The 17872-nt window shown below is 60.2% G+C and carries 18 protein-coding genes; 10 read left to right on the forward strand and 8 right to left on the reverse strand.

The window, feature by feature from the left end; translation table 11 throughout:
• The first annotated feature begins 84 nt into the window (after positions 1-84).
• The 8 genes from D0N36_RS03520 (at position 85) to rlmF (ending at position 6704) form a co-directional block, all read left to right on the forward strand.
• The gene (locus D0N36_RS03520) at positions 85-684 is read left to right on the forward strand and encodes a LysM peptidoglycan-binding domain-containing protein (RefSeq protein ID WP_116939728.1); all 600 of its coding nucleotides are present in this window, start codon (positions 85-87) and stop codon (positions 682-684) included.
• Between the two features lie 87 nt (positions 685-771).
• A complete protein-coding gene (locus D0N36_RS03525; protein ID WP_116939730.1) occupies positions 772-1059 on the forward strand; it encodes a hypothetical protein in 288 nt (95 codons plus the stop codon).
• Between the two features lie 107 nt (positions 1060-1166).
• Complete coding sequence (locus D0N36_RS03530; RefSeq protein ID WP_116939733.1) at positions 1167-1925, forward strand: TIGR02757 family protein; 759 nt, start codon at positions 1167-1169, stop codon at positions 1923-1925.
• A gap of 21 nt (positions 1926-1946) precedes the next feature.
• Positions 1947-2615 (forward strand): hypothetical protein, encoded by a 669-nt coding sequence (locus D0N36_RS03535; protein ID WP_147320732.1) that lies wholly within the window; start codon positions 1947-1949, stop codon positions 2613-2615.
• A 108-nt stretch (positions 2616-2723) separates the two neighbouring features.
• The gene (locus tag D0N36_RS03540) at positions 2724-5147 is read left to right on the forward strand and encodes an endonuclease MutS2 (RefSeq protein WP_116939737.1); all 2424 of its coding nucleotides are present in this window, start codon (positions 2724-2726) and stop codon (positions 5145-5147) included.
• Positions 5148-5177: 30 nt separating this feature from the next.
• Positions 5178-5387, forward strand: coding sequence for a hypothetical protein (locus tag D0N36_RS03545; protein ID WP_116939740.1), 210 nt, complete (start codon positions 5178-5180; stop codon positions 5385-5387).
• Positions 5374-5715 (forward strand): type II toxin-antitoxin system PemK/MazF family toxin, encoded by a 342-nt coding sequence (locus tag D0N36_RS03550; protein WP_116939742.1) that lies wholly within the window; start codon positions 5374-5376, stop codon positions 5713-5715. Before D0N36_RS03545 ends, D0N36_RS03550 begins: the two co-directional genes overlap by 14 nt.
• A 53-nt stretch (positions 5716-5768) precedes the next feature.
• Complete coding sequence (gene rlmF, locus D0N36_RS03555) at positions 5769-6704, forward strand: 23S rRNA (adenine(1618)-N(6))-methyltransferase RlmF (RefSeq protein WP_116939745.1); 936 nt, start codon at positions 5769-5771, stop codon at positions 6702-6704.
• A gap of 153 nt (positions 6705-6857) precedes the next feature.
• On the opposite strand, the gene D0N36_RS03560 is transcribed toward rlmF, so the two are convergent.
• The 3 genes from D0N36_RS03560 to murB all read right to left on the reverse strand — a co-directional run bounded on the left by D0N36_RS03560 (position 6858) and on the right by murB (position 11049).
• Positions 6858-7385 (reverse strand): hypothetical protein, encoded by a 528-nt coding sequence (locus tag D0N36_RS03560; RefSeq protein ID WP_147320733.1) that lies wholly within the window; start codon positions 7383-7385, stop codon positions 6858-6860.
• A 190-nt stretch (positions 7386-7575) separates the two neighbouring features.
• Positions 7576-9885 (reverse strand): phospholipase D-like domain-containing protein, encoded by a 2310-nt coding sequence (locus D0N36_RS03565; protein WP_116939750.1) that lies wholly within the window; start codon positions 9883-9885, stop codon positions 7576-7578.
• 135 nt (positions 9886-10020) lie between these two features.
• Positions 10021-11049, reverse strand: a complete 1029-nt coding sequence (murB, locus tag D0N36_RS03570) for a UDP-N-acetylmuramate dehydrogenase (RefSeq protein WP_116939751.1) — start codon at positions 11047-11049, stop codon at positions 10021-10023.
• A gap of 318 nt (positions 11050-11367) precedes the next feature.
• Here murB and D0N36_RS03575 point away from each other — a divergent pair, with 318 nt between their 5' ends.
• A complete protein-coding gene (locus D0N36_RS03575) occupies positions 11368-12177 on the forward strand; it encodes a DUF547 domain-containing protein (RefSeq protein ID WP_116939754.1) in 810 nt (269 codons plus the stop codon).
• A gap of 16 nt (positions 12178-12193) precedes the next feature.
• Here the strand turns inward: D0N36_RS03575 and D0N36_RS03580 are convergent, their stop codons facing one another.
• The 5 genes from D0N36_RS03580 to D0N36_RS03600 all read right to left on the reverse strand — a co-directional run bounded on the left by D0N36_RS03580 (position 12194) and on the right by D0N36_RS03600 (position 16121).
• A complete protein-coding gene (locus D0N36_RS03580) occupies positions 12194-12346 on the reverse strand; it encodes a hypothetical protein (protein ID WP_190242496.1) in 153 nt (50 codons plus the stop codon).
• Between the two features lie 13 nt (positions 12347-12359).
• Positions 12360-13772 (reverse strand): sugar MFS transporter, encoded by a 1413-nt coding sequence (locus D0N36_RS03585; RefSeq protein WP_190242497.1) that lies wholly within the window; start codon positions 13770-13772, stop codon positions 12360-12362.
• Positions 13773-14013: 241 nt separating this feature from the next.
• A complete protein-coding gene (locus D0N36_RS03590) occupies positions 14014-15039 on the reverse strand; it encodes a hypothetical protein (protein WP_190242498.1) in 1026 nt (341 codons plus the stop codon).
• A 113-nt stretch (positions 15040-15152) separates the two neighbouring features.
• Entirely contained in the window at positions 15153-15593 is a 441-nt protein-coding gene (locus D0N36_RS03595; protein ID WP_242478790.1) for a DUF1810 domain-containing protein, read from the reverse strand.
• A 12-nt stretch (positions 15594-15605) separates the two neighbouring features.
• A complete protein-coding gene (locus D0N36_RS03600; RefSeq protein ID WP_147320734.1) occupies positions 15606-16121 on the reverse strand; it encodes a hypothetical protein in 516 nt (171 codons plus the stop codon).
• 407 nt (positions 16122-16528) lie between these two features.
• On the opposite strand from D0N36_RS03600, the gene D0N36_RS03605 reads away from it, so the two are divergent.
• Positions 16529-17752 (forward strand): THUMP domain-containing class I SAM-dependent RNA methyltransferase, encoded by a 1224-nt coding sequence (locus tag D0N36_RS03605; protein WP_116939759.1) that lies wholly within the window; start codon positions 16529-16531, stop codon positions 17750-17752.
• Positions 17753-17872 lie beyond the last annotated feature (120 nt).

Genomic DNA, 17872 nt, shown 5'->3' on the forward strand with positions numbered 1-17872 from the left:
AAAGCCTGAATCCGTAACTTTAGGCAAAGTTTATGCGGCTGCGCTGGTTTCGGCCCGCTTACCCGCTTCGTGTTCTGCTTCCTTATGTCCCGATTTTCGTTGCTGACCGCCGCCCTCGTCTTCTCCGGCCTTTCCGCGTGGGCGGCTCCCGCGCCGGTGGCCCCACCCGATTCCATCGGGGTGGAGTACCGCAACAACAAGCTGCTGATTCGCCACCGCGTGACGGCCGGCGAAACTATCTACGGCCTTTCGCGCCGCTACAAAGTGCCCGTCGAGGACATTGTGGAGGCTAATTCGGGCCAGAAGGGCCAGCTCAATCTGGGCCAGATAGTTCTCATTCCGCGTACCCGGGTGGTGCTTACGCCCGCTCCGGCCCGCCCCGCGGCTCCCGTAGCAGTGGCCGCGCCCGCCGCGGCCACCGTGCGCGCCCTCGCCACCGATGCTGACGGCAACCGCGTGTTCAAAGTGACGCCCGGCATGACGCTCTACGGCATTGCCCGCCGCTTCCAGACCACGCCCGCCGAGCTGGCCCGCCTCAACGGCTTCGCAACCGACCATAGCGTGCGGGTTGGTGAGGTGGTGATTGTGGCGGCCCCGGCCACTGGTGCGGCTGGCCCGCCCGCCCCCGTAGTGGCCGCTGCTCGCCCCACCGCCCCGCGAAAAGGCCGTGATCCGCGACGCTGAGCGCGACAAGCCCGCGACGAAGCAAACTCGCCGGCCGTAACGCCCGAGCCCGACGCTAAGCCCGAAGCCAAGGAAACACCCGCCCCGGTGCGCGTCAACGAAGCCGGGCGCCGCGTCACGGAAAGCGGCTTGGCCATGGTCATCCCCACCGATGCCTCCGACAAGTATCTGGCCCTGCACAAAACGGCCGCTGTGGGCACCATCATGGAGGTGCGCAACATCATGAATGGCCAGGCGGTGTATGTGCGCGTTATCGGCCGGCTGCCCGACACCGGCGAAAACGACAAGGTGCTGCTGCGCCTCTCCAAGCGCGCCGTGCAGCGCCTCGCCACCCCCGACCAGCGCTTCCGCGTGGAAACCAGCTACGTGCCGTAGGCTGTTAGTGAGTAGTTGGTATGGAGTAATGAGACTCGACTTTGCTAATACTAACGACTGCAAAGCGTCAATCTCACTACTCCATACCAAGTACTCAATACTAAAATATGAACCACGCCCAGGTGCGGGCGCTGCTCGACGAACAGTACCGCCGCTACAACCAGCCCGGCTTTATTGCCCTCGACCCCATCAGCATTCCGCACCAGTTCACGGCGCGGGCCGATGTGGAAATCAGCGCCCTATTTGCGGCAGTGCTGGCCTGGGGGCGGCGGCCCACCATCATCAGCAAGTGCCGGGAACTGATGCGCCGCATGGACGACGCGCCCCACCAGTTCGTCACCCAGCACCACGACGACGACCTGAAGCGCCTGCTGGGCTTCTGCCACCGCACCTTCTGCGACACCGACCTGCTGTATTTCGTGCATTGGCTGCGCTGGTACTACGGACAGCACGCGTCGCTGGAAGACGCGTTCCTGCAGGGCACCACCCAGAAGCAGCGGCTGGAGAATTTTCATACCCTGTTTTTCAGCCTCGACGATGCGCCCCAGCGCACCCGCAAACACGTGGCTACGCCTGCCCGCGGCTCAGCCTGCAAGCGCCTGAACATGTACCTGCGCTGGATGGTTCGCCAAGATGAACAGGGTGTGGACTTCGGCCTCTGGACGCGCCTCTCGCCCGCCGACCTCATCTGCCCGATCGACGTGCACGTCGAGCGGCAAGCCCGGCAACTGGGGTTGCTCACTCGCCTGGTAGTGGACTGGCGCGCCGCCGAGGAGCTGACCGAAAACCTGCGCCGCTTCGATGCTGCCGACCCAGTGAAGTACGATTTTGCGCTGTTTGGGCTGGGGGTGGAGGAGAAGCGGTAAGGCCACGACCAACAACATTTTATGAAGACATATACCCTGCACACGCTGCACCCCAAGCCAGCCTTCGCTATTTTACTCGTTGGAATGGTTGGGTGTTTGGTCGGTATTTTATTGCTGCCCACAGGCCTGACGATGGTGCAATGTGGCATTTGGGTGGCTGCTTGGGCCGGCGTAGGCTATTACCTGATAAAAAAGCTAGCCGTAGGAACAACCCAAGTGACACTGACGGCAGAAACTCTGACAGTTCAGCCCACCGGCGGAACAGCGCGGCAGGTGTTGTTGCGGGAAATTGTTTCGTATGCCCATAATGAGTACAACGGCAATGAGTCGCTGCTGCTGCGCCTGCCGACCGGGAAGCCGGTAGTCATCGGCTACAATTCCACCTTCTGCGACGAGGGTGACTTTCCGGCGCTGGTGGCCGATTTTGAGGCCCAGATTGCCGACGTGCCACCAGCTACAACAGCCGCCGCACCGGTGAGCATTCTGCGCGAAAAGACCTTTTTCGAAAAGCCCGTCGGCAATGCCATTGGCTGGCTGATTTTAGTGGCCATGGTAGGCTTTACCGGGTATCTGTTGCTGTACGGCCTGAAACCGGGCAAAACGGGCTCGTTATTCTTAGTGTATGGCAACGGCCTGGCGTATCTGGCGGCGTGGCGGAACGCGCGGAGCAAGCAGGCGAAAGCCCAATAAATCCCAATACTCACACTTTATTAACGCCGCTGAATCTTTCCCGGCCCTCTAGCTGTTTATCTTCGCACTGCCATCCAATTACCCAGTACCTACTACCTAGCACCCAATTTGATTCTTCCTCAGAATTTCGAGCAGAAAATAGGCTTCTCGCAACTCCGCGACATGCTCAACGAGTTGTGTCTAAGCGGCCTGGGTCGCCATTTTGTGAGCAAGATGAGCTTCCAGACGCAGGCCGAGCCCCTGCAGAAGCTGCTGCTGCAAACCGACGAGTTCCGCCAGCTGCTCAACAGCGGCGTCGACTTTCCCAGCAGTCACTACCACGACGTGAACCAGTACCTGGTGCGGGCCAACCTGCCGGGTTCCTACCTCGATGTGTCGGCATTCTTCGCCATCAAGATGAGCCTGCGCACCATTCGCGAGGCGCTCCTGTTTTTCTCGCGGGCCGAGGACGACTTCTATCCTACGCTGCGCCTGCTGGGCATCGGCGTGCAGGTCGACCGTAATCTGCTGGCCGCCATCGATAAGGTGGTAGATGACGAGGGCCAGGTGCGCGACGATGCCTCGCCGCTGCTGCGCCAGTTGCGCCAGGAGCTGATTTCGCGCCAAATGATGCTGCGCAAGCAGATTGGCAGCATTCTGCGCCACGCCCGTCAGCAGGGCTGGGTGCCCGAGGGCGTCGAGCCCACCATCCGGGGCGGGCGGTTGGTGCTGCCGGTAATAGCCGAGCACAAGCGCCGCATTAAGGGTTTGATTCACGACGAGTCGGCCACCGGCCAGACGGTGTACATCGAGCCCGAGGCCGTGTTCGAGCTCAACAACGACATCAAGGACCTCGATAATGCCTACCAGCGCGAGCTGATGCGCATTCTCACCCAGCTCACGGCCCAGCTGCGCCCCCACATTCCGGACCTGCGCAAGGCCTACCAGTATTTGGGGCTCATTGACTTCATCCGCGCCAAGGCCCAGCTGGCCCGCCGCATCGAAGCCACGTTGCCCATCCTGCACCCGCAGCCCATGATGCGCTGGAAGCAGGTGCGCCACCCGCTGCTCTACCTCACCTTCCTGGCCCACGCCAAGGACGACCCCCGCGAAGTGGTGCCGCTCGACATCGAGTTGACGCCCGAGCAGCGGATTCTGCTGATTTCGGGGCCCAACGCCGGCGGTAAGTCGGTGAGCATGAAAACGGTGGGCCTGGTGCAGTACATGCTGCAGTGCGGGCTGCTGATTCCGGCTGGCGAGAAGTCGGAGGCCGGCATGTTCGATGATGTTTTTATTGACATCGGTGACGAACAAAGCCTGGAAAACGACCTGAGTACCTACTCTTCGCACCTGCTCAATATGAAGCAGTTCGTAACGCTGGCCAGCAAGCGCAGCCTGGTGCTGATTGACGAATTCGGCACCGGCACCGAGCCCAGCCTGGGCGGGGCCATTGCCGAGGCGGTGCTGGAGCAACTCAACCGGGCCCGCGCTTTCGGCGTTATCACCACCCACTACACCAACCTGAAGAACTACGCCGAGCGCACGCCCGGCATCGTGAACGGGGCCATGCGCTACGACCCCGACAAGCTCCAGCCGCTTTACCGCCTCGAAATCGGTAAGCCGGGCTCCTCGTTTGCCATCGAAATTGCCCGCAAAATCGGTCTGCCCCGGCAGATTGTGGAGCGGGCCAGCCAACTCGTAGGCAAGGATAAAATCCGCTACGACCAGCTGCTCGAAGGCCTCGAAAAGGAGAAAACCGAGCTGGAGCACCACACCGCCGAAGCTGCCAAAGCCGAGCGCCGCCTCAAGAAAGCCGCCCAGGAATACCAGGACCTCAAGCGCTACCTCGACGACACCACCCAGGAAACTCTGCGCACGGCCAAGGCCCAGGCCAAAACGCTGCTGCGCGATACCAACCAGAAAATCGAGGCCACCATTCAGGAAATCCGGCTGGGCCAGGCCGACAAGGAGCGCACCAAGGAGGCCCGCGGCAAGCTCGACACCTTCGTGCGCGAGAAGCTGCAGATTGAGCCGCCCAAGGCCCGCGCCACCCGCGAGCTGGCCGATGCCGCCACGCTCAAAACCGGCGACAAAGTGGCCTTGATGGGCCAGGAGGGCCACGGCGAAATTATGAGCGTGAAGGGCAAAACGGCCGAGGTGTCGTTTGGCGGCATGAAAACCATCGTCAAGATTGGCCAGCTCGAAAAGCTCACGCGCTCGGAAATCCGGGAGCGGGAGAAGCAGGCGGCCCGGTTGGCCCCGGCCCAGTACGCCAGTTCGGGTTTCAACACCACCAGTCGCATGGCCACCTTCAACCCCACGCTGGACCTGCGCGGCGAGCGGGCCGAGGACGCCGTAACCAAAATCCAGAGCTACGTCGACGACGCCATCATGCTGGGCATCCCGGAAATCAGAATCCTGCACGGCCGCGGCAACGGCGTGCTGCGCCAGATTGCCCGCGACTACCTGCACCGCACCCGCGAAGTAGCCAGCGTAGCCGAAGAACACGCCGACCGCGGCGGCGACGGGGTGACGGTGGCCGTGTTGAAGTAACCTAAACCCAATTCTGCGTATCTTCAACTCATGACAACGGCCGCCATTCTTCGCGAAATTCAAAAGCTTCCTCTAGCCGAAAAGTTACGGGTAGTAGAAAACACGCTGGAAAATATTCAGGCGGAGAAGACGAGTCGTTTGGAAAAAGCTGCGGAAGCGTTATACCACGATTACGCCACTGACCCGGAGTTGACGGCGTTTACGAGCCTCGATAAGCAACCCTACCATGAAGCAGGGTGAAATCTGGCTGATTAATCTCGACCCAACTATTGGTTCTGAAATCAGCAAAACCCGGCCCGCCGTGCTTGTCAACGACAACGCGGTGGGCCGTTTGCCGCTTAAAATCATCGTGCCACTCACCGATTGGAAAGACCGGTATGCCGTGGCTCCCTGGATGGTGAACGTACTGCCCGACCAAGCCAACCAGCTCAGCAAAGAGTCAGCGGCCGACTGCTTTCAGATTCGTTCCGTGTCTCAGGAGCGGCTGGTGCGAAAAGTCGGCACGATTGGCCGCGAGAAAATGCGTGAAATCAGAGCAGCCCTAGCTCTGGTACTAAGTATCCCGTAAGGCCGCACTCCGCACATTAAGAATACATTTTCCACATTCTGCACATTAATACATTGCATCCTCGCAACCCCCACAACGGCCGCTACGATTTCGCCCAACTCACGGCCGCCAGCCCTACGCTGACGCCCTTTGTGGTGCCCAATCCGGCCGGCGACCAAAGCATCGACTTCGCCAATCCTGCCGCTGTGAAGGCCCTGAACCAGGCGCTGCTGCGGCAGCACTACGACGTGCAGCACTGGGACGTGCCGGCCGGCTACCTCTGCCCGCCCATCCCCGGCCGCGCCGACTACCTGCACTACGCCGCCGACCTGCTGGCCACCGACAACGGGGGCGTTGTGCCGACTGACAAAGCCGTGCACGTGCTCGACATCGGCGTGGGGGCCAACTGCGTGTACCCCATCATCGGTACTAAGGCTTATGGCTGGCGCTTCGTGGGCTCGGAGACTGATGCGGTAGCCCTGAAAGCGGCCCGTGCGCTGGTAGGTGCCAATCCGTCGCTGGCCAACCGGGTGGAGCTGCGGGCGCAGAGCCACCAGGCTTTCGTGTTCGAGGATATCGTGAAGCCGCGCGAGGAGTTCGATCTGGTGATGTGCAACCCGCCATTCCATGCCTCAGCCGAGGAGGCCGCGAGCGGCAGCCGCCGCAAGGGCCGCAACCTGGGCTACCCCAAAACGGCTGGTGCGCCGATGCTCAACTTTGGGGGCCAGAACACGGAGCTGTGGTGCGAGGGCGGCGAAGAGGGCTTTTTGAAGCGCATGGTGGCCCAGAGCGTGGGCGTGCGCGAGCGGGTGCTGTGGTTCAGCACGCTTATCTCCAAAAAGGAAACCCTGCCCAGCATCTACCACTTCCTTAAGCTGGCCGACTCACCCGAAACCCGCACCATCGAAATGAAGCAGGGCCAGAAAATCAGCCGCATCGTGGCCTGGACCTTCCAGAAGCCCGAACAGCGCCAGGAGTGGGCCGCGCGGCGCTGGCAGGTAAAGGGCTAACGCCTCTCGTCCTGCGCTCTGCCCAGGATGATTGATAGAGAAAAAGGCGCCCCCAGCTTTGGGGGCCGCCTTTTCGCGTTACCGGCTCGGTTGAGAAAGTGTTTTAAAAGGACTGCTTTTCTGACGTAACCTCGCCTGTGTGCTTCCAGCCAGCTAACGAATCATAATAGAGCCGGGCGCAGATTCGACCTTGGGCGATTGGGCCAACCAGACATCCACGAGCGTAGCGGGCTGCCCGGCGGTGGGGCGAATAATATGCAACTGCCCGATGGCAGCCGGTGCAATGCGCAGGCCTGCTACTGATGGCGCGTCGAGCGGGTGGCCGTTTAGGGCGAACAACAGCGGACCGCTTATACCTAACTGCTTACCCAAATCAGCAAACGATTGGCTTTTGACACGCTTGGCTAATTTAATGTCAACAATTCCCACCCCGAGATTTCGGAGCTGAGCCGGATAATCTGCTTTGTCGCCTTTGTACACCATCATCTCTTTGATATCGTTCGGTTCAATTTCATGCAGCATGCCGTTGATGATGACGTTGGAGTTCAGCACAAATAGGGGTTCGGACAAGGCAATCGACGACTGGGCATAAGCCGTGATTTGCTGCGCGAAGGTGGTTTGGGCCCCGCTCCAGCAGCAGGCCAGCAGGGCACTGGTCAGGTAAAGTCGCTTTAGAAGCATATGCGCTATAAAGAGAGTGGATGGAAAGACCGTCAACAAGAATACGGAAAATGCTCGCCGCATTGCTATCAAGGGCGGTAAGATATTGATTGACGCAAAAAAGGTGGCTCCCAATTTCGGGAGCCACCTTTTTTTGCGTCAATAGAGTTGGTGAAGAGTCGCACTTCTCACCACTCATAATCTCACTTTTCTATTCTACCACCACGCGGCTAACCTGCGTGGCTTCGGGCGTTACAATCTGTACCATGTACAGGCCGGCTTTCAGGTTGGAGGCGTCTACGTTCACATCCTGGCCGTTGAGGGGCTTGGTCTGGTCGAGTACCACGCGGCCGGTGGCGTCGCGCAGCACCACGCGGGCGGTGCGGGCGGCTCCCGTCTGCACCCGCAGGCGGAACTTGCCGGTGGTGGGGTTGGGATACACCTGCACGCTGCTGCGCTGGATGCTGGCGTTTTTGGTGGCCAGCACCAGGTTGCACACCTGCACGCCGTTGTTCTGGTCGGCGATGCGCTGGGCAAACTCCTGGTAGTACTGGTTGGCAATGCGCTCATCGTGCACAATCAGCGTATTCTCGTCGTTTTCGGTGTTGGCCGACAGGCTCCAGTTGTGCGAACCCACGAACACCTGCGGGTCCGACTGCGGCGCGGTGGCGTCGATGATGGCGTACTTGTGGTGCATGATACCGGGCTGGTTATCCAGCATGAGGCGCGCGCCAAGTGCGGTCTTGATGTTGTCGAAGATGTCCTGGGCAGCGGAGTTGGCCTGGATAATATCCATTAGCATCTCCGAGCAGCCGGCTATGTTTTTGGTCCGGATCTGATTGGCAATAGCGTTGCCGATATCCGTCTGGGTGAGCAACATGGTGGCAATGTGCAGGTCCTTGTCGGCCGTCTGGATGGCGTCAATCAGGCGGCCGTTCACGTTGTCGGTGGGCGAGAACCACGACTCTACCTGCTTGCCGGCAATGTTGAAGTAGTGCGGCGTGTTGTCGGTTTTGCGCGAGCCGAACAGGGCCGTAGCCTGGGTGCCGCCGCCCCACATTTCGTTGAACTCGACGGTGTAGGTGCGGGCCAGCGACTGGTCCTGCACGGCAATGGAGTTGTTGCGGTCGGTGCTGAGCTGAGCGGGCGTCCAGTTGGTCGAGCCGGTCCAGACCCAGGGCTGGTTGGGCTCGGTGCTGTTGGCGTCAATCACCACAAACTTGTTGTGCATGATGTTCTGCAGCGTCTGGCGCTTGATGCGCGGGATGGCCGGATCGAGGCTGGCGAGGCTGATGTTGGCGTTTTCACCTTCGTAGATAACGCGCACGGCCACGCCGCGGGTTTTGGCGGCATTCACAGCGGCCACAATCGTGGCGCTGTTCCAGTTATAGATGGCAATGTCGAGCGTTTGCTTGGCCAGGCCAATGTAGCGGGCCACCGTGTCGGCCATGGCGCCGTTGGGCAGGTACAGGGCAGTGTTGCCGGGCAGGGCCAGCGCCGGATTTACGGTGCTGGTGAAATACGTCCGCATCTTGCCCGTCGAGCGCGAAGCCGTAATCATGGGTACTACCCGCGACTCGGAGAGACCCACGGCGTTGGTGCTGCTGGCCTTCACGTAGTAAATGGTAGCCGGCTGCAGACCCGTGATAGCGAGGCTGTGGCTGGTGGTGCTGGCCGTATTATTCACGGCCGTAAACGGCCCGGTAGGACTGACGGCGTATTCCAGCTTGCTGCTGCCGGCGTTCTGGGTAACGAAGTTTACCGTGAAGCCGGTAGTGCTGATGTTGGTGGGGTAGGGCGTGGCCAGGAAATTGGGCGTGTTGCCCTGCCGGAAGTCGGCGTAAAGGCGCGGCAGCAGCTGGTAGCCGGCCGCGGCACCGCCGCCCGTTGGGGCCGTGTTGGTGAACTGGCTCATGATGCCGACCACATCGAAAACGCCGGTTGGCGAGGGTTTACCCACCAGTCCGTCGGGGCCATCAGAAGCCCGGTTCACGTACATCACAGTGGCGGCGTTGCCACTCACGCGGTAAGAGGTGTTGGCCGAAAAGGCCGATACCGGCGCGCCCGCAACAGTGGTTACAGTGGTGGCATTTACCAGCTTCACCAGCTGGCCCTCGTACTGCTCGGCGTAAGCGGCCGTGGCAGTAGCCACCGAAAATTCGACGGGCTTAGGCAGCGGCCGGTTGCCGGCCACCACTTCGAGCGAGGTGATGGGGTCGATTTCGAGCAGCCCCCGGAAATCCTTGAGCACGCCGGTAACCAGAATAGAGTCGCCGGCTACTACGGAGCCGAGTTGGGTGGCCGAATACACGGCAATACCGCCGGTGCCGTCCTGCATGTAGCGGATGGCCCCCAGCTCGGCGCCGTTGGTAACGATACCACGCAGCGTAACGGTGGCTCCCGAAGTATTGAAAGTTGGCGCCTGGGCCCGGGCAGCCCCAATAGTAATAGCAGTTTGTGCCTGCGCCGACTGCCAGCCGGCCAGGCTCAGCAGCAACGCCAGCAAGGGTAATTTTTTCATCAAACGAGAAGCAGAAAAGGGGTGGGAAAAGGAGACTACCCGCAGGCAGACATGAGACAAAGATCTTGATTTCAACGACAAAAAACGCGGCGGCCGGATGAAGTTTGCATGATGCCGGCCTGGGCCGGCCTGCGGCTACATAATGTTCACTTCGGGGTGTAGCTCGATGCCGAATTTCTCGCGCACCGAGGCAATGATTTCGTAGGCCAGGTCGCGGATGTCCTGGCCCTGGGCGCCGCCGTGGTTGACGAGCACCAGCGCCTGCCGGTCGTGCACGCCGTGGGGGCCGCGGCGCTGGCCCTTCCAGCCGCACTGCTCGATAAGCCAGCCGGCGGGCACCTTCACGCCGCCCGGCACGGGGTAGCCCGGCAGGTCTGCGAAGCGGCCTTTCAGCTCATCGAATTTGGCCTGCGATACTTCGGGGTTCTTGAAAAACGAACCCGCGTTGCCAATCTGGGCCGGGTCGGGCAGCTTGCTGCGGCGGATGTTGCTGACGGCCTCGCTGATGTGGAGCGGCGTGGGTTCGCCCTCTATGCCCATATCCTGAAGCGTGGTCTGGATGTCGCCGTAGCGCACGTTGGGGCGGGCCTGCCGGTGCAGCCGTAGCAGCACGCTGGTGACGATGAACTGGTTTTTGAGCGGCCCTTTGAACACGCTTTCGCGGTAGCCGAAGCCGCACTCGGGGGCCAAAAACGTGCGCAGCCGGCCGGTAGCCAGTTCCAGCGCCTCCAGTTGCTCAAACGTGTCCTTCAGCTCGGCCCCGTAGGCGCCGATATTCTGCAGCGGGGCTGCACCCACCGTACCCGGAATCAGCGACAGGTTTTCGATACCGCTCAGATCCTGGCCCAGCGCGTACTGCACCAGCGCGTGCCAACTTTCGCCGGCGCCCGCTCGCACCAGCGCTGTTTCGTCGTCCTGGTCCACGACTTCGAGCCCCCGGATTTCGTTTTTGAGCACCACGCCCTCGAAGTTGCGGGTGAACAGCAGGTTGGAGCCGCCTCCGAGAATGAGCTTTTCGGCGGCCTGCACCTCGGGCAGCGCCAGCAGCGCCCGTAGCTCCTCGACCGAGGCAAAGCGGGCAAACCAGCGGGCCGTTACCTCCAGGCCAAACGTGTTGTAGGGGCGGAGCGAAACGTGGGCTTCGAGAACAGGGGCGGGGCTCATAGCAGCGGGCGAAACGGTGAGAGCCCAAAGGTACACCGGTTGTCAGTTGTCAGTAGTGAGTTGCTAGGTGGAAGGCAGAGCGTTGGTGGTTGCGCAGCCCGCTGTAGGGGCGGGGCTTGCCCCCGCCCGCCGTTTGCACCGTTTCAACGATTTTGTTCAACGACGTGAACGGTGGGCGGGGACAAGCCCCGCCCCTACAGCGGGCTGTGTTCGACCCGCCACCAACTTCTGCCCCGCTACAACTGTTCAGCCTGCCAACTCCGTATATGCCAGCCCGGCACCAGCAGCCGGATACTCCACCGAACCTTTTCTCCTGATATGCAGCGTATTTCCCGCTTTACTTCCCGCCTGGCTCTGGGCACTTCGCTGGTAGTCGGCGCGCTGGCTTCCGGCGGCTGCGGCTACGTTGGCTACCTGATTCCGCTTAACCCGACCTCGCAGGGCGGCCGTACCCTCGACCACTCCGCGTGGGACGGGCTGCTCAAAAAGTATGTCGATGACCAGGGAATGGTGAACTACAAGGGCTTCCAGCAGGATAGTGCCGCGCTGAATTCCTACCTCAAAACGCTCGGCGACAACCTGCCGGCCAAGAATTCGCCCGCCGATGAAAAGCTGGCGTACTGGCTCAATGCCTACAACGCCTTCACGGTGCAGCGCATCATCCGGTCGTATCCATTAAAGAGCATCAAGGATCTGGGCGGCGACAAAATCTTCGTCAATACCGTCTGGGACCAGGATTTTATCCCGCTCGGCGGCAAGCGCTACACGCTCAACGACATCGAGCACCGCATCATCCGCAAGCAGTTCGACGACAACCGGATTCACTACGCGCTGGTGTGCGCCGCCATGTCGTGCCCGCCGTTGCGACAGGAGGCGTACGTAGGCGCCAGGGTGCAGGAGCAGCTCGCCGACCAGGGCCGCAGCTTCATCAACAACCCCCGGAAAAATGACCTCACACCCGCTGCTACGCCCACGCTGTCGGCCATCTACAGCTTCTATCCCGGCGACTTCGAAAAGAACGGCAGCACTTCCATCCAGGATGCCGTGAACCGCTACGCCAAGCAGAAAATCGACCCCAACGCGAAACTGAGCTACAAAGAATACAACTGGAGCCTGAATGAGCAATAAGGTATTGAGCTGCTGACTAACTGGAAATGCAGATAACGATGTAGGGGCGGGGCTTGTCCCCGCCCGCCGTTGAACGAACCAGTTGGCGCTTAATAACCCGCTGGATGTTGTTCTTGCGGCGGGCGGGGGCAAGCCCCGCCCCTACATCGTTCTTCACTGCGCGTTGCATGAGGTTCTAACAGCTAACCACGCTGCACCCGGTAGCCGTTCAGAGCGTAGAACAGCAGGTAGGCATAGCAGAGGGCGGGCAGGATGAAGGCCACGCGCAGGCCGCCGCCGTGGGTGGCCACCAAGCCCATGAGCGGCGGAATGATGGCCCCGCCCACGATGGCCATAATCAGGTACGACGAGCCCTGTTTGGTGAAGCGGCCCAGTCCGGTAATGGCCAGCGGGAACACTACGGGCCAGATAATAGCGTTGCACAGGCCGCAGAGCACCACCAGCCACAGCGCGGTTTCGCCCTGGCTGAAAATGGAGAGTGTAACCAGCGCCACGCCGGCCGCGCACACGCCCGCCAGTAGCTTGCGGGCATCGAAGCGGCTGAGTAGCGGAATGCCGATGATGCGGCCCACCATTACGCCAAACCAGTAGGAGGCCACTAGCACCGCGCCCACGGCCTTGGTAAAACCGGCCGAAGTGTCGATGGCTTCGGGCGTGTTGCCGAACAGCGCGGCGGCCCAGTTAGTAGCTAGACTGAGGATGCGCACCAGCTCCTGGGTGAAGCCGCTGAGCTGGGCTATATTCTGGGCCTCGCCGTAGCGGATGATGAAGGAACCGATGCCCACTTCCACGCCCACGTACACGAAAATAGCCACCACGCCCAGCGTCAGGTGGCGGAAGCTGAGGGCCGACGAACGGCCGGTTTCGGCCGCGGCCTGCGCGGCGGCGGCGTCTTCATCGGCGGGCAGGCTCTCGATTTCGGGCAGGCGCACCACAAAAAACAGCAGCGCCAGCACCGCCAGAAACACGGCCAGACCAATGTAAAGCGGCTTTACCAGCGCGGCTTCCTCGGTTAGGCGCTGCTCCAGCGGCATTTGGGCCAGCTGGGCCTTGAGCACCGTGGAGCCCCCGAACAGAATCAGGCCGCCGATGAGCGGCGAAAGGGTGCCGCCCAACCCGTTGGCCACGCCCACGATGCTCACGCGGCTGGCGGCAGTGCGGGCCGGGCCCAGCACACTTACATAGGGGTTGGCCGCCACCTGCAGCAGCGTAATACCGGCGCCCAAAAAGCTTAGCGCCAGCAGAAACAGCGAGAAGGTGCGCGTATTGGCAGCCGGCACGAACAGCAGCGCCCCCACGCCCATCACGAGCAGGCCCAGCACAATACCCCGCTGGAAACCAAGCTTCTCCAGCACCCGCCCGGCCGGCAGCGACATCAGAAAATAGGCCCCAAAAAAAGCCGACTGCACGGCTGTCGACTGGAAATCGGTGAGCTGGCACACGTCCTTGAGGTAGGGCATGAGCACGTCGTTGAAGTTGGTGACGGCCCCGAACAGGAAGAACAGGGTGGTCATGAGCACCATCGGGCCCACGTAGGAGCGGGCGGCGGCCGGAGCGGCGGCAGTAGCGGGGGAGGAGGCGAGGGGAGCGGCCATGCGGGAATGAGTGGGAATGTGCGGCGTTAAAGATAGGTGGTTGCCACGATCCGGCCGAAACACCCCGCAGCTAAGCTTGCTCAGGCGGCTACCACATCGTGCTTCAGCCCAGTACCCAAGGTTGAATCCACGTGATATGGAGCGGTTGCCGTTGATAGATTGGGTTATTGGCGTTGCGGGAGAGATACTTTGCCTGCGACTTCGCGGACGCCAGATGAAGCATGACGTTCTTCTCACCCCACTACAACGGAAATTCCCGGCGCAGCTGCTGGTAGGCGGCGTTGTCGTCGAGGCTGGTGAGGCTTTCGAACATGCTGATGAAGGCGCGCACCAGTTCGGGGTCGGTGGTTTGCATGGCGCGGGCGTCGGCCACTCGATCGAGGTTGTACTGGCCCAGAAACACCACCAGCGCCCGCAGCGGCTCGTGGGCCTCGGCATCGAAGCGCAGGAAAAGCTGCAGCGGTAGCACCGGTACCTGCTGGTGCGGCCCGAGGCCGGCGGCCCGCTGCTGGCGGTGCTCCGAAAGCGTCTGGAACGTTTCCTCAATCTGGCGCAACGTGGCCAGGTGCTCCTCGCGGTGCTCCTCCCATATCTCACCCGATACGGGTGCCTCGGGATGAAACTGCTGCCAGACGCCCTGCACGAAGTGGTGAAGTCGGCCGTACTGGTCGAGGGTTGGGTGCTGGCTGCCAGCCGGGGTGTCGGCGGCCAGCGTGGCCAGGTAGAACTCGCGGGCGTCGCGGGCCCTGGCTAGCAGCAGGTCATGAATCTGGTCGGTGAGGACGCGCATTTCGCGCTGGTTGAGCTCGGGGCGGTGGTGGCGGGCGTAAAAGGTGCCGATGGCGGCCGAATCAGTCATCAGGGCCAGGTACTCGCTGTCCTTCGACTCCTCCAGAAAGTTGCGCATGGCCAGCAGAATGGGCTGGAAACCACGGTACAGCTCCCGCGTGGCGTCGCTGATAGTAACGACGGCGGCCTTTATCTGCTCCTCCACGGTGGTGCTGCGCTCCACCAGCTGGCGGGTTTCCTCGGCCAGCTGCTGCATCTGGGTCAGGGCTTTTTCGGTGTTGCGCGACGCATCGTCGGCCGCCTTCCAGCTCTGGAAAGCCACGAACAACCCCAGAAACGAGGCCACGCTGCCAATGATGGAGTAGCGCCCGCTCAGCGCCTCGCTGGCCGTAAGCCCCAGCACGATAAACGTCATAAACAGCACCAGATAGAACAACGAGTTCTTACTGGGGTCGAGTAGAAAACCGAGCCGGGGCATGTTTTGCGGGGTAAGGAAGGGAGGAAGCGACAGGCGGCCAGCGCAAAATGCCGCGCCGCTTTCATGTGTGCAAGAACGACATCCGCCCGACAATTCTGCTTAGCTCCCGCCGTTCAATGGGCTCGCGTCGTTCCTGAGCCTACCCGTTTAACAGCACAAACGTCTTCAGGTCCGGCTGGCCGTCGTAGAATTTGTACAGCACCTGCCCAAATACCACGACCACCCGGCACAGCACCGAACAGCGTCATCGAGGAGCGCAACTTCATATCGTCGGGGCTGCCGAAGATGCGGGTGGCGTCGGACGAATCCAGTTTCAGCAGTGCCTCGCAGATTTCAACCAGCCGCTTGCCCAGTACCGGGTGGACCAGGTAGGCAGCAGCTTCGGCCGCATCGTGCAGGCCGTAGAACCGGGCCGTTTCGCTGAATCCCAGGCCCTGCAGCTGCGGAAAGATGAACCACATCCAATGGCTGCGCTTGCGGCCGTTCCGGATTTCCGTCAGGGCCGTTGGGTAGGTGGACTCCTGGGCATCGAGGAAGCGTTGGAGGTTAGGCATGGGTTGATTTTGCTATTTGCTTTTCAAGTATCCAATTATCAGAGTAATTAGAGCACCAAAAACCATGCTTATTAAAGATAAAATTATTTTATCTTTATTGTTATCATAAAAATTTATTTCATGTTTCCTGCTTAACTCGATTTTTGTATTGGAATCAGGATTAATATCGCTAATTAGAAAAGCAATAACCCAAAATGTAATTATAAAAAACCATGGAAGTAAGTTGAATTTGTAGTTTTTATACAGAAGAGATAATGAATAATCGGCTAGCATTAAAAAAGATTGAATAACAATGTTTATTTTGGAAAAACTGGAGTTAAATATATTATATATGCGTTTTCTTTTTCTTATGAGTAGTAATTTTTCAATGTCATAACCTATTTTTAGTGCCTTTTCTTGCACGCTAGCATAAATATGTGAGCGTAAATTAGATATGCTTACTGATATGCGTGTGTAATCAGAAGCACCTTCATACTTGCTGCCGATTATTTCTATCGAAGTAGGATTTTTGCCTTTTATTGATATCAATTCTTCTATTGATTAGTATTTATTTTCATCATCTAGTATTTCTACGTCAAGATTTAGGGATTGAAGCTTTGATATAATAAATTCAACATCATCTAAGTAAATTTTCGTTCGTGGAATGTATCCACTCAGTTTATCCTCTTCTATTTTTTTCATATTGGCTGTTTTAGATTCTGATGTTACGCACCACTTCTGCTGATTGGCTGGAAAGAACCTTTTCTGAAGTAACCAAAGTCGCTTTCTGAAGCCGGAGCGCAATCAGTGCGTAACATCAGTTAGATTGTATCTGATAGAGTGCGAGCTAACTGGTACTACATACCCAACCTATGGGTGCCCGCTACCATCCGCCGCTCCAAGATACGCGCTTGCCACATATTCCCGACCTTTGCGGCTTCACCTGAATCTGCCCTATGTCCACCAACCGCCGCGACCAGCCGTTTTATATGACCGCCACCACCCAGTTCGGGCTCGAAGAAGTGCTGGCCCAGGAGCTGCGCGAGCTGGGCGCGAAAATCGAGAAGGTGGGGCAGCGGGCCATCGAGTTCAGCGGCAACCAGCAGCTGCTCTACGAAGCCTGCCTGTGGTGCCGCACGGCCGTGCGCATCCTGCGGCCCTTCGCCGGCTTCTCGGCCCCCGACGAAAAATCCCTGTACCGCGAAGTAGGCCGCATCGACTGGAGCAAGTACCTGCGCCAGGACCAGACGTTTGCCATTACGGCCGTCGTCAACAAGTCCAATCTGGAACATTCGCTGTTTGTGGCCCAGCTCACCAAAGACGCCATCGTCGACCAGTTCCGCAACCGCACCGGCGAGCGGCCCAACGTGGACGTGCGCAACCCTGATATCCGGCTGCACCTGCACATGCTGGAGAACGAGGTGGTGCTGAGCCTCGACGCCTCGGGCGAGTCGTTGCACAAGCGCGGCTACCGCCAGCAAACCAACGTGGCCCCGCTGAATGAGGCCCTGGCCGCCGGCCTGCTGCTGCTGTCGGGTTGGGATGGCAAAACGACGCTCGTTGACCCCATGTGCGGTTCGGGCACCATCCTCACCGAGGCCGCCCTCATCGCCCAGCGCATCGCGCCGGGTCTCTACCACCAGGGCAAGTTTGGGTTCGAGCACTGGGCCGATTTCGACGCCGTACTCTGGGAAACCGTGCAGATGGATGCGCGGCAGATGCGGCTGGAGGAGCCCCAGTGCTACATCGGCGGCTCCGATTTGAGCCGCGAGTTTATCGAGTTGGCCCGCGAAAACGTGGCCGCCGCCGACCTCGAAGACTTCATCCGCCTCGGCGTGCGCGACGTAAAGGATGCCACCGCGCCCGCCCGTGCCGAGCCCGGCATCGTGCTGACCAACCCTCCCTACGGCGAGCGAATTGGGGAGGAAACGGAGATGGACGCACTCTACAAAACCATCGGTGACACGCTCAAAACCGGCTTCCAGGGCTACGACGCCTACCTGTTCACCGGCAACCTGGAGGCCGCCAAGCGCGTCGGCCTCAAAGCCAGCCGCCGCATCCCGCTCTACAACGGCCCGATTGACTGCCGGCTGCTGAAGTACGAGCTGTACCGCGGCACCCGGAAAGTGGTGAAAGAAGGCGAGGAGGGAGGCGAGCAGGAACGGACGCAAACTGAATAGAGAGAGCGAAAACCAGCCCGTCATGCTGAGCGAAGCCGGAGGCGCAGTCGAAGCATCTCTATCGCAGTGCTAACCCTAACGGCAGGTTAGTATGGCAACGAAGCGGTAGAGATGCTTCGA

This window comes from Hymenobacter lapidiphilus (assembly GCF_003417065.2).
Taxonomy (GTDB): domain Bacteria; phylum Bacteroidota; class Bacteroidia; order Cytophagales; family Hymenobacteraceae; genus Hymenobacter.

Coding starts and splice junctions, on each gene's coding strand:
- D0N36_RS03530 (WP_116939733.1), top strand. CDS start 1,167: ATGAACCACGCCCAGGTGCGGGCGCTGCTCGACGAACAGTACCGCCGC.
- D0N36_RS03560 (WP_147320733.1), bottom strand. CDS start 7,385: ATGCTTCTAAAGCGACTTTACCTGACCAGTGCCCTGCTGGCCTGCTGC.
- D0N36_RS03585 (WP_190242497.1), bottom strand. CDS start 13,772: ATGGCCGCTCCCCTCGCCTCCTCCCCCGCTACTGCCGCCGCTCCGGCC.
- D0N36_RS03595 (WP_242478790.1), bottom strand. CDS start 15,593: ATGCCTAACCTCCAACGCTTCCTCGATGCCCAGGAGTCCACCTACCCA.
- D0N36_RS03590 (WP_190242498.1), bottom strand. CDS start 15,039: ATGCCCCGGCTCGGTTTTCTACTCGACCCCAGTAAGAACTCGTTGTTC.
- D0N36_RS03535 (WP_147320732.1), top strand. CDS start 1,947: ATGAAGACATATACCCTGCACACGCTGCACCCCAAGCCAGCCTTCGCT.
- D0N36_RS03545 (WP_116939740.1), top strand. CDS start 5,178: ATGACAACGGCCGCCATTCTTCGCGAAATTCAAAAGCTTCCTCTAGCC.
- D0N36_RS03550 (WP_116939742.1), top strand. CDS start 5,374: ATGAAGCAGGGTGAAATCTGGCTGATTAATCTCGACCCAACTATTGGT.
- D0N36_RS03565 (WP_116939750.1), bottom strand. CDS start 9,885: ATGAAAAAATTACCCTTGCTGGCGTTGCTGCTGAGCCTGGCCGGCTGG.
- D0N36_RS03580 (WP_190242496.1), bottom strand. CDS start 12,346: ATGCAACGCGCAGTGAAGAACGATGTAGGGGCGGGGCTTGCCCCCGCC.
- D0N36_RS03575 (WP_116939754.1), top strand. CDS start 11,368: ATGCAGCGTATTTCCCGCTTTACTTCCCGCCTGGCTCTGGGCACTTCG.
- murB (WP_116939751.1), bottom strand. CDS start 11,049: ATGAGCCCCGCCCCTGTTCTCGAAGCCCACGTTTCGCTCCGCCCCTAC.
- D0N36_RS03605 (WP_116939759.1), top strand. CDS start 16,529: ATGTCCACCAACCGCCGCGACCAGCCGTTTTATATGACCGCCACCACC.
- D0N36_RS03520 (WP_116939728.1), top strand. CDS start 85: ATGTCCCGATTTTCGTTGCTGACCGCCGCCCTCGTCTTCTCCGGCCTT.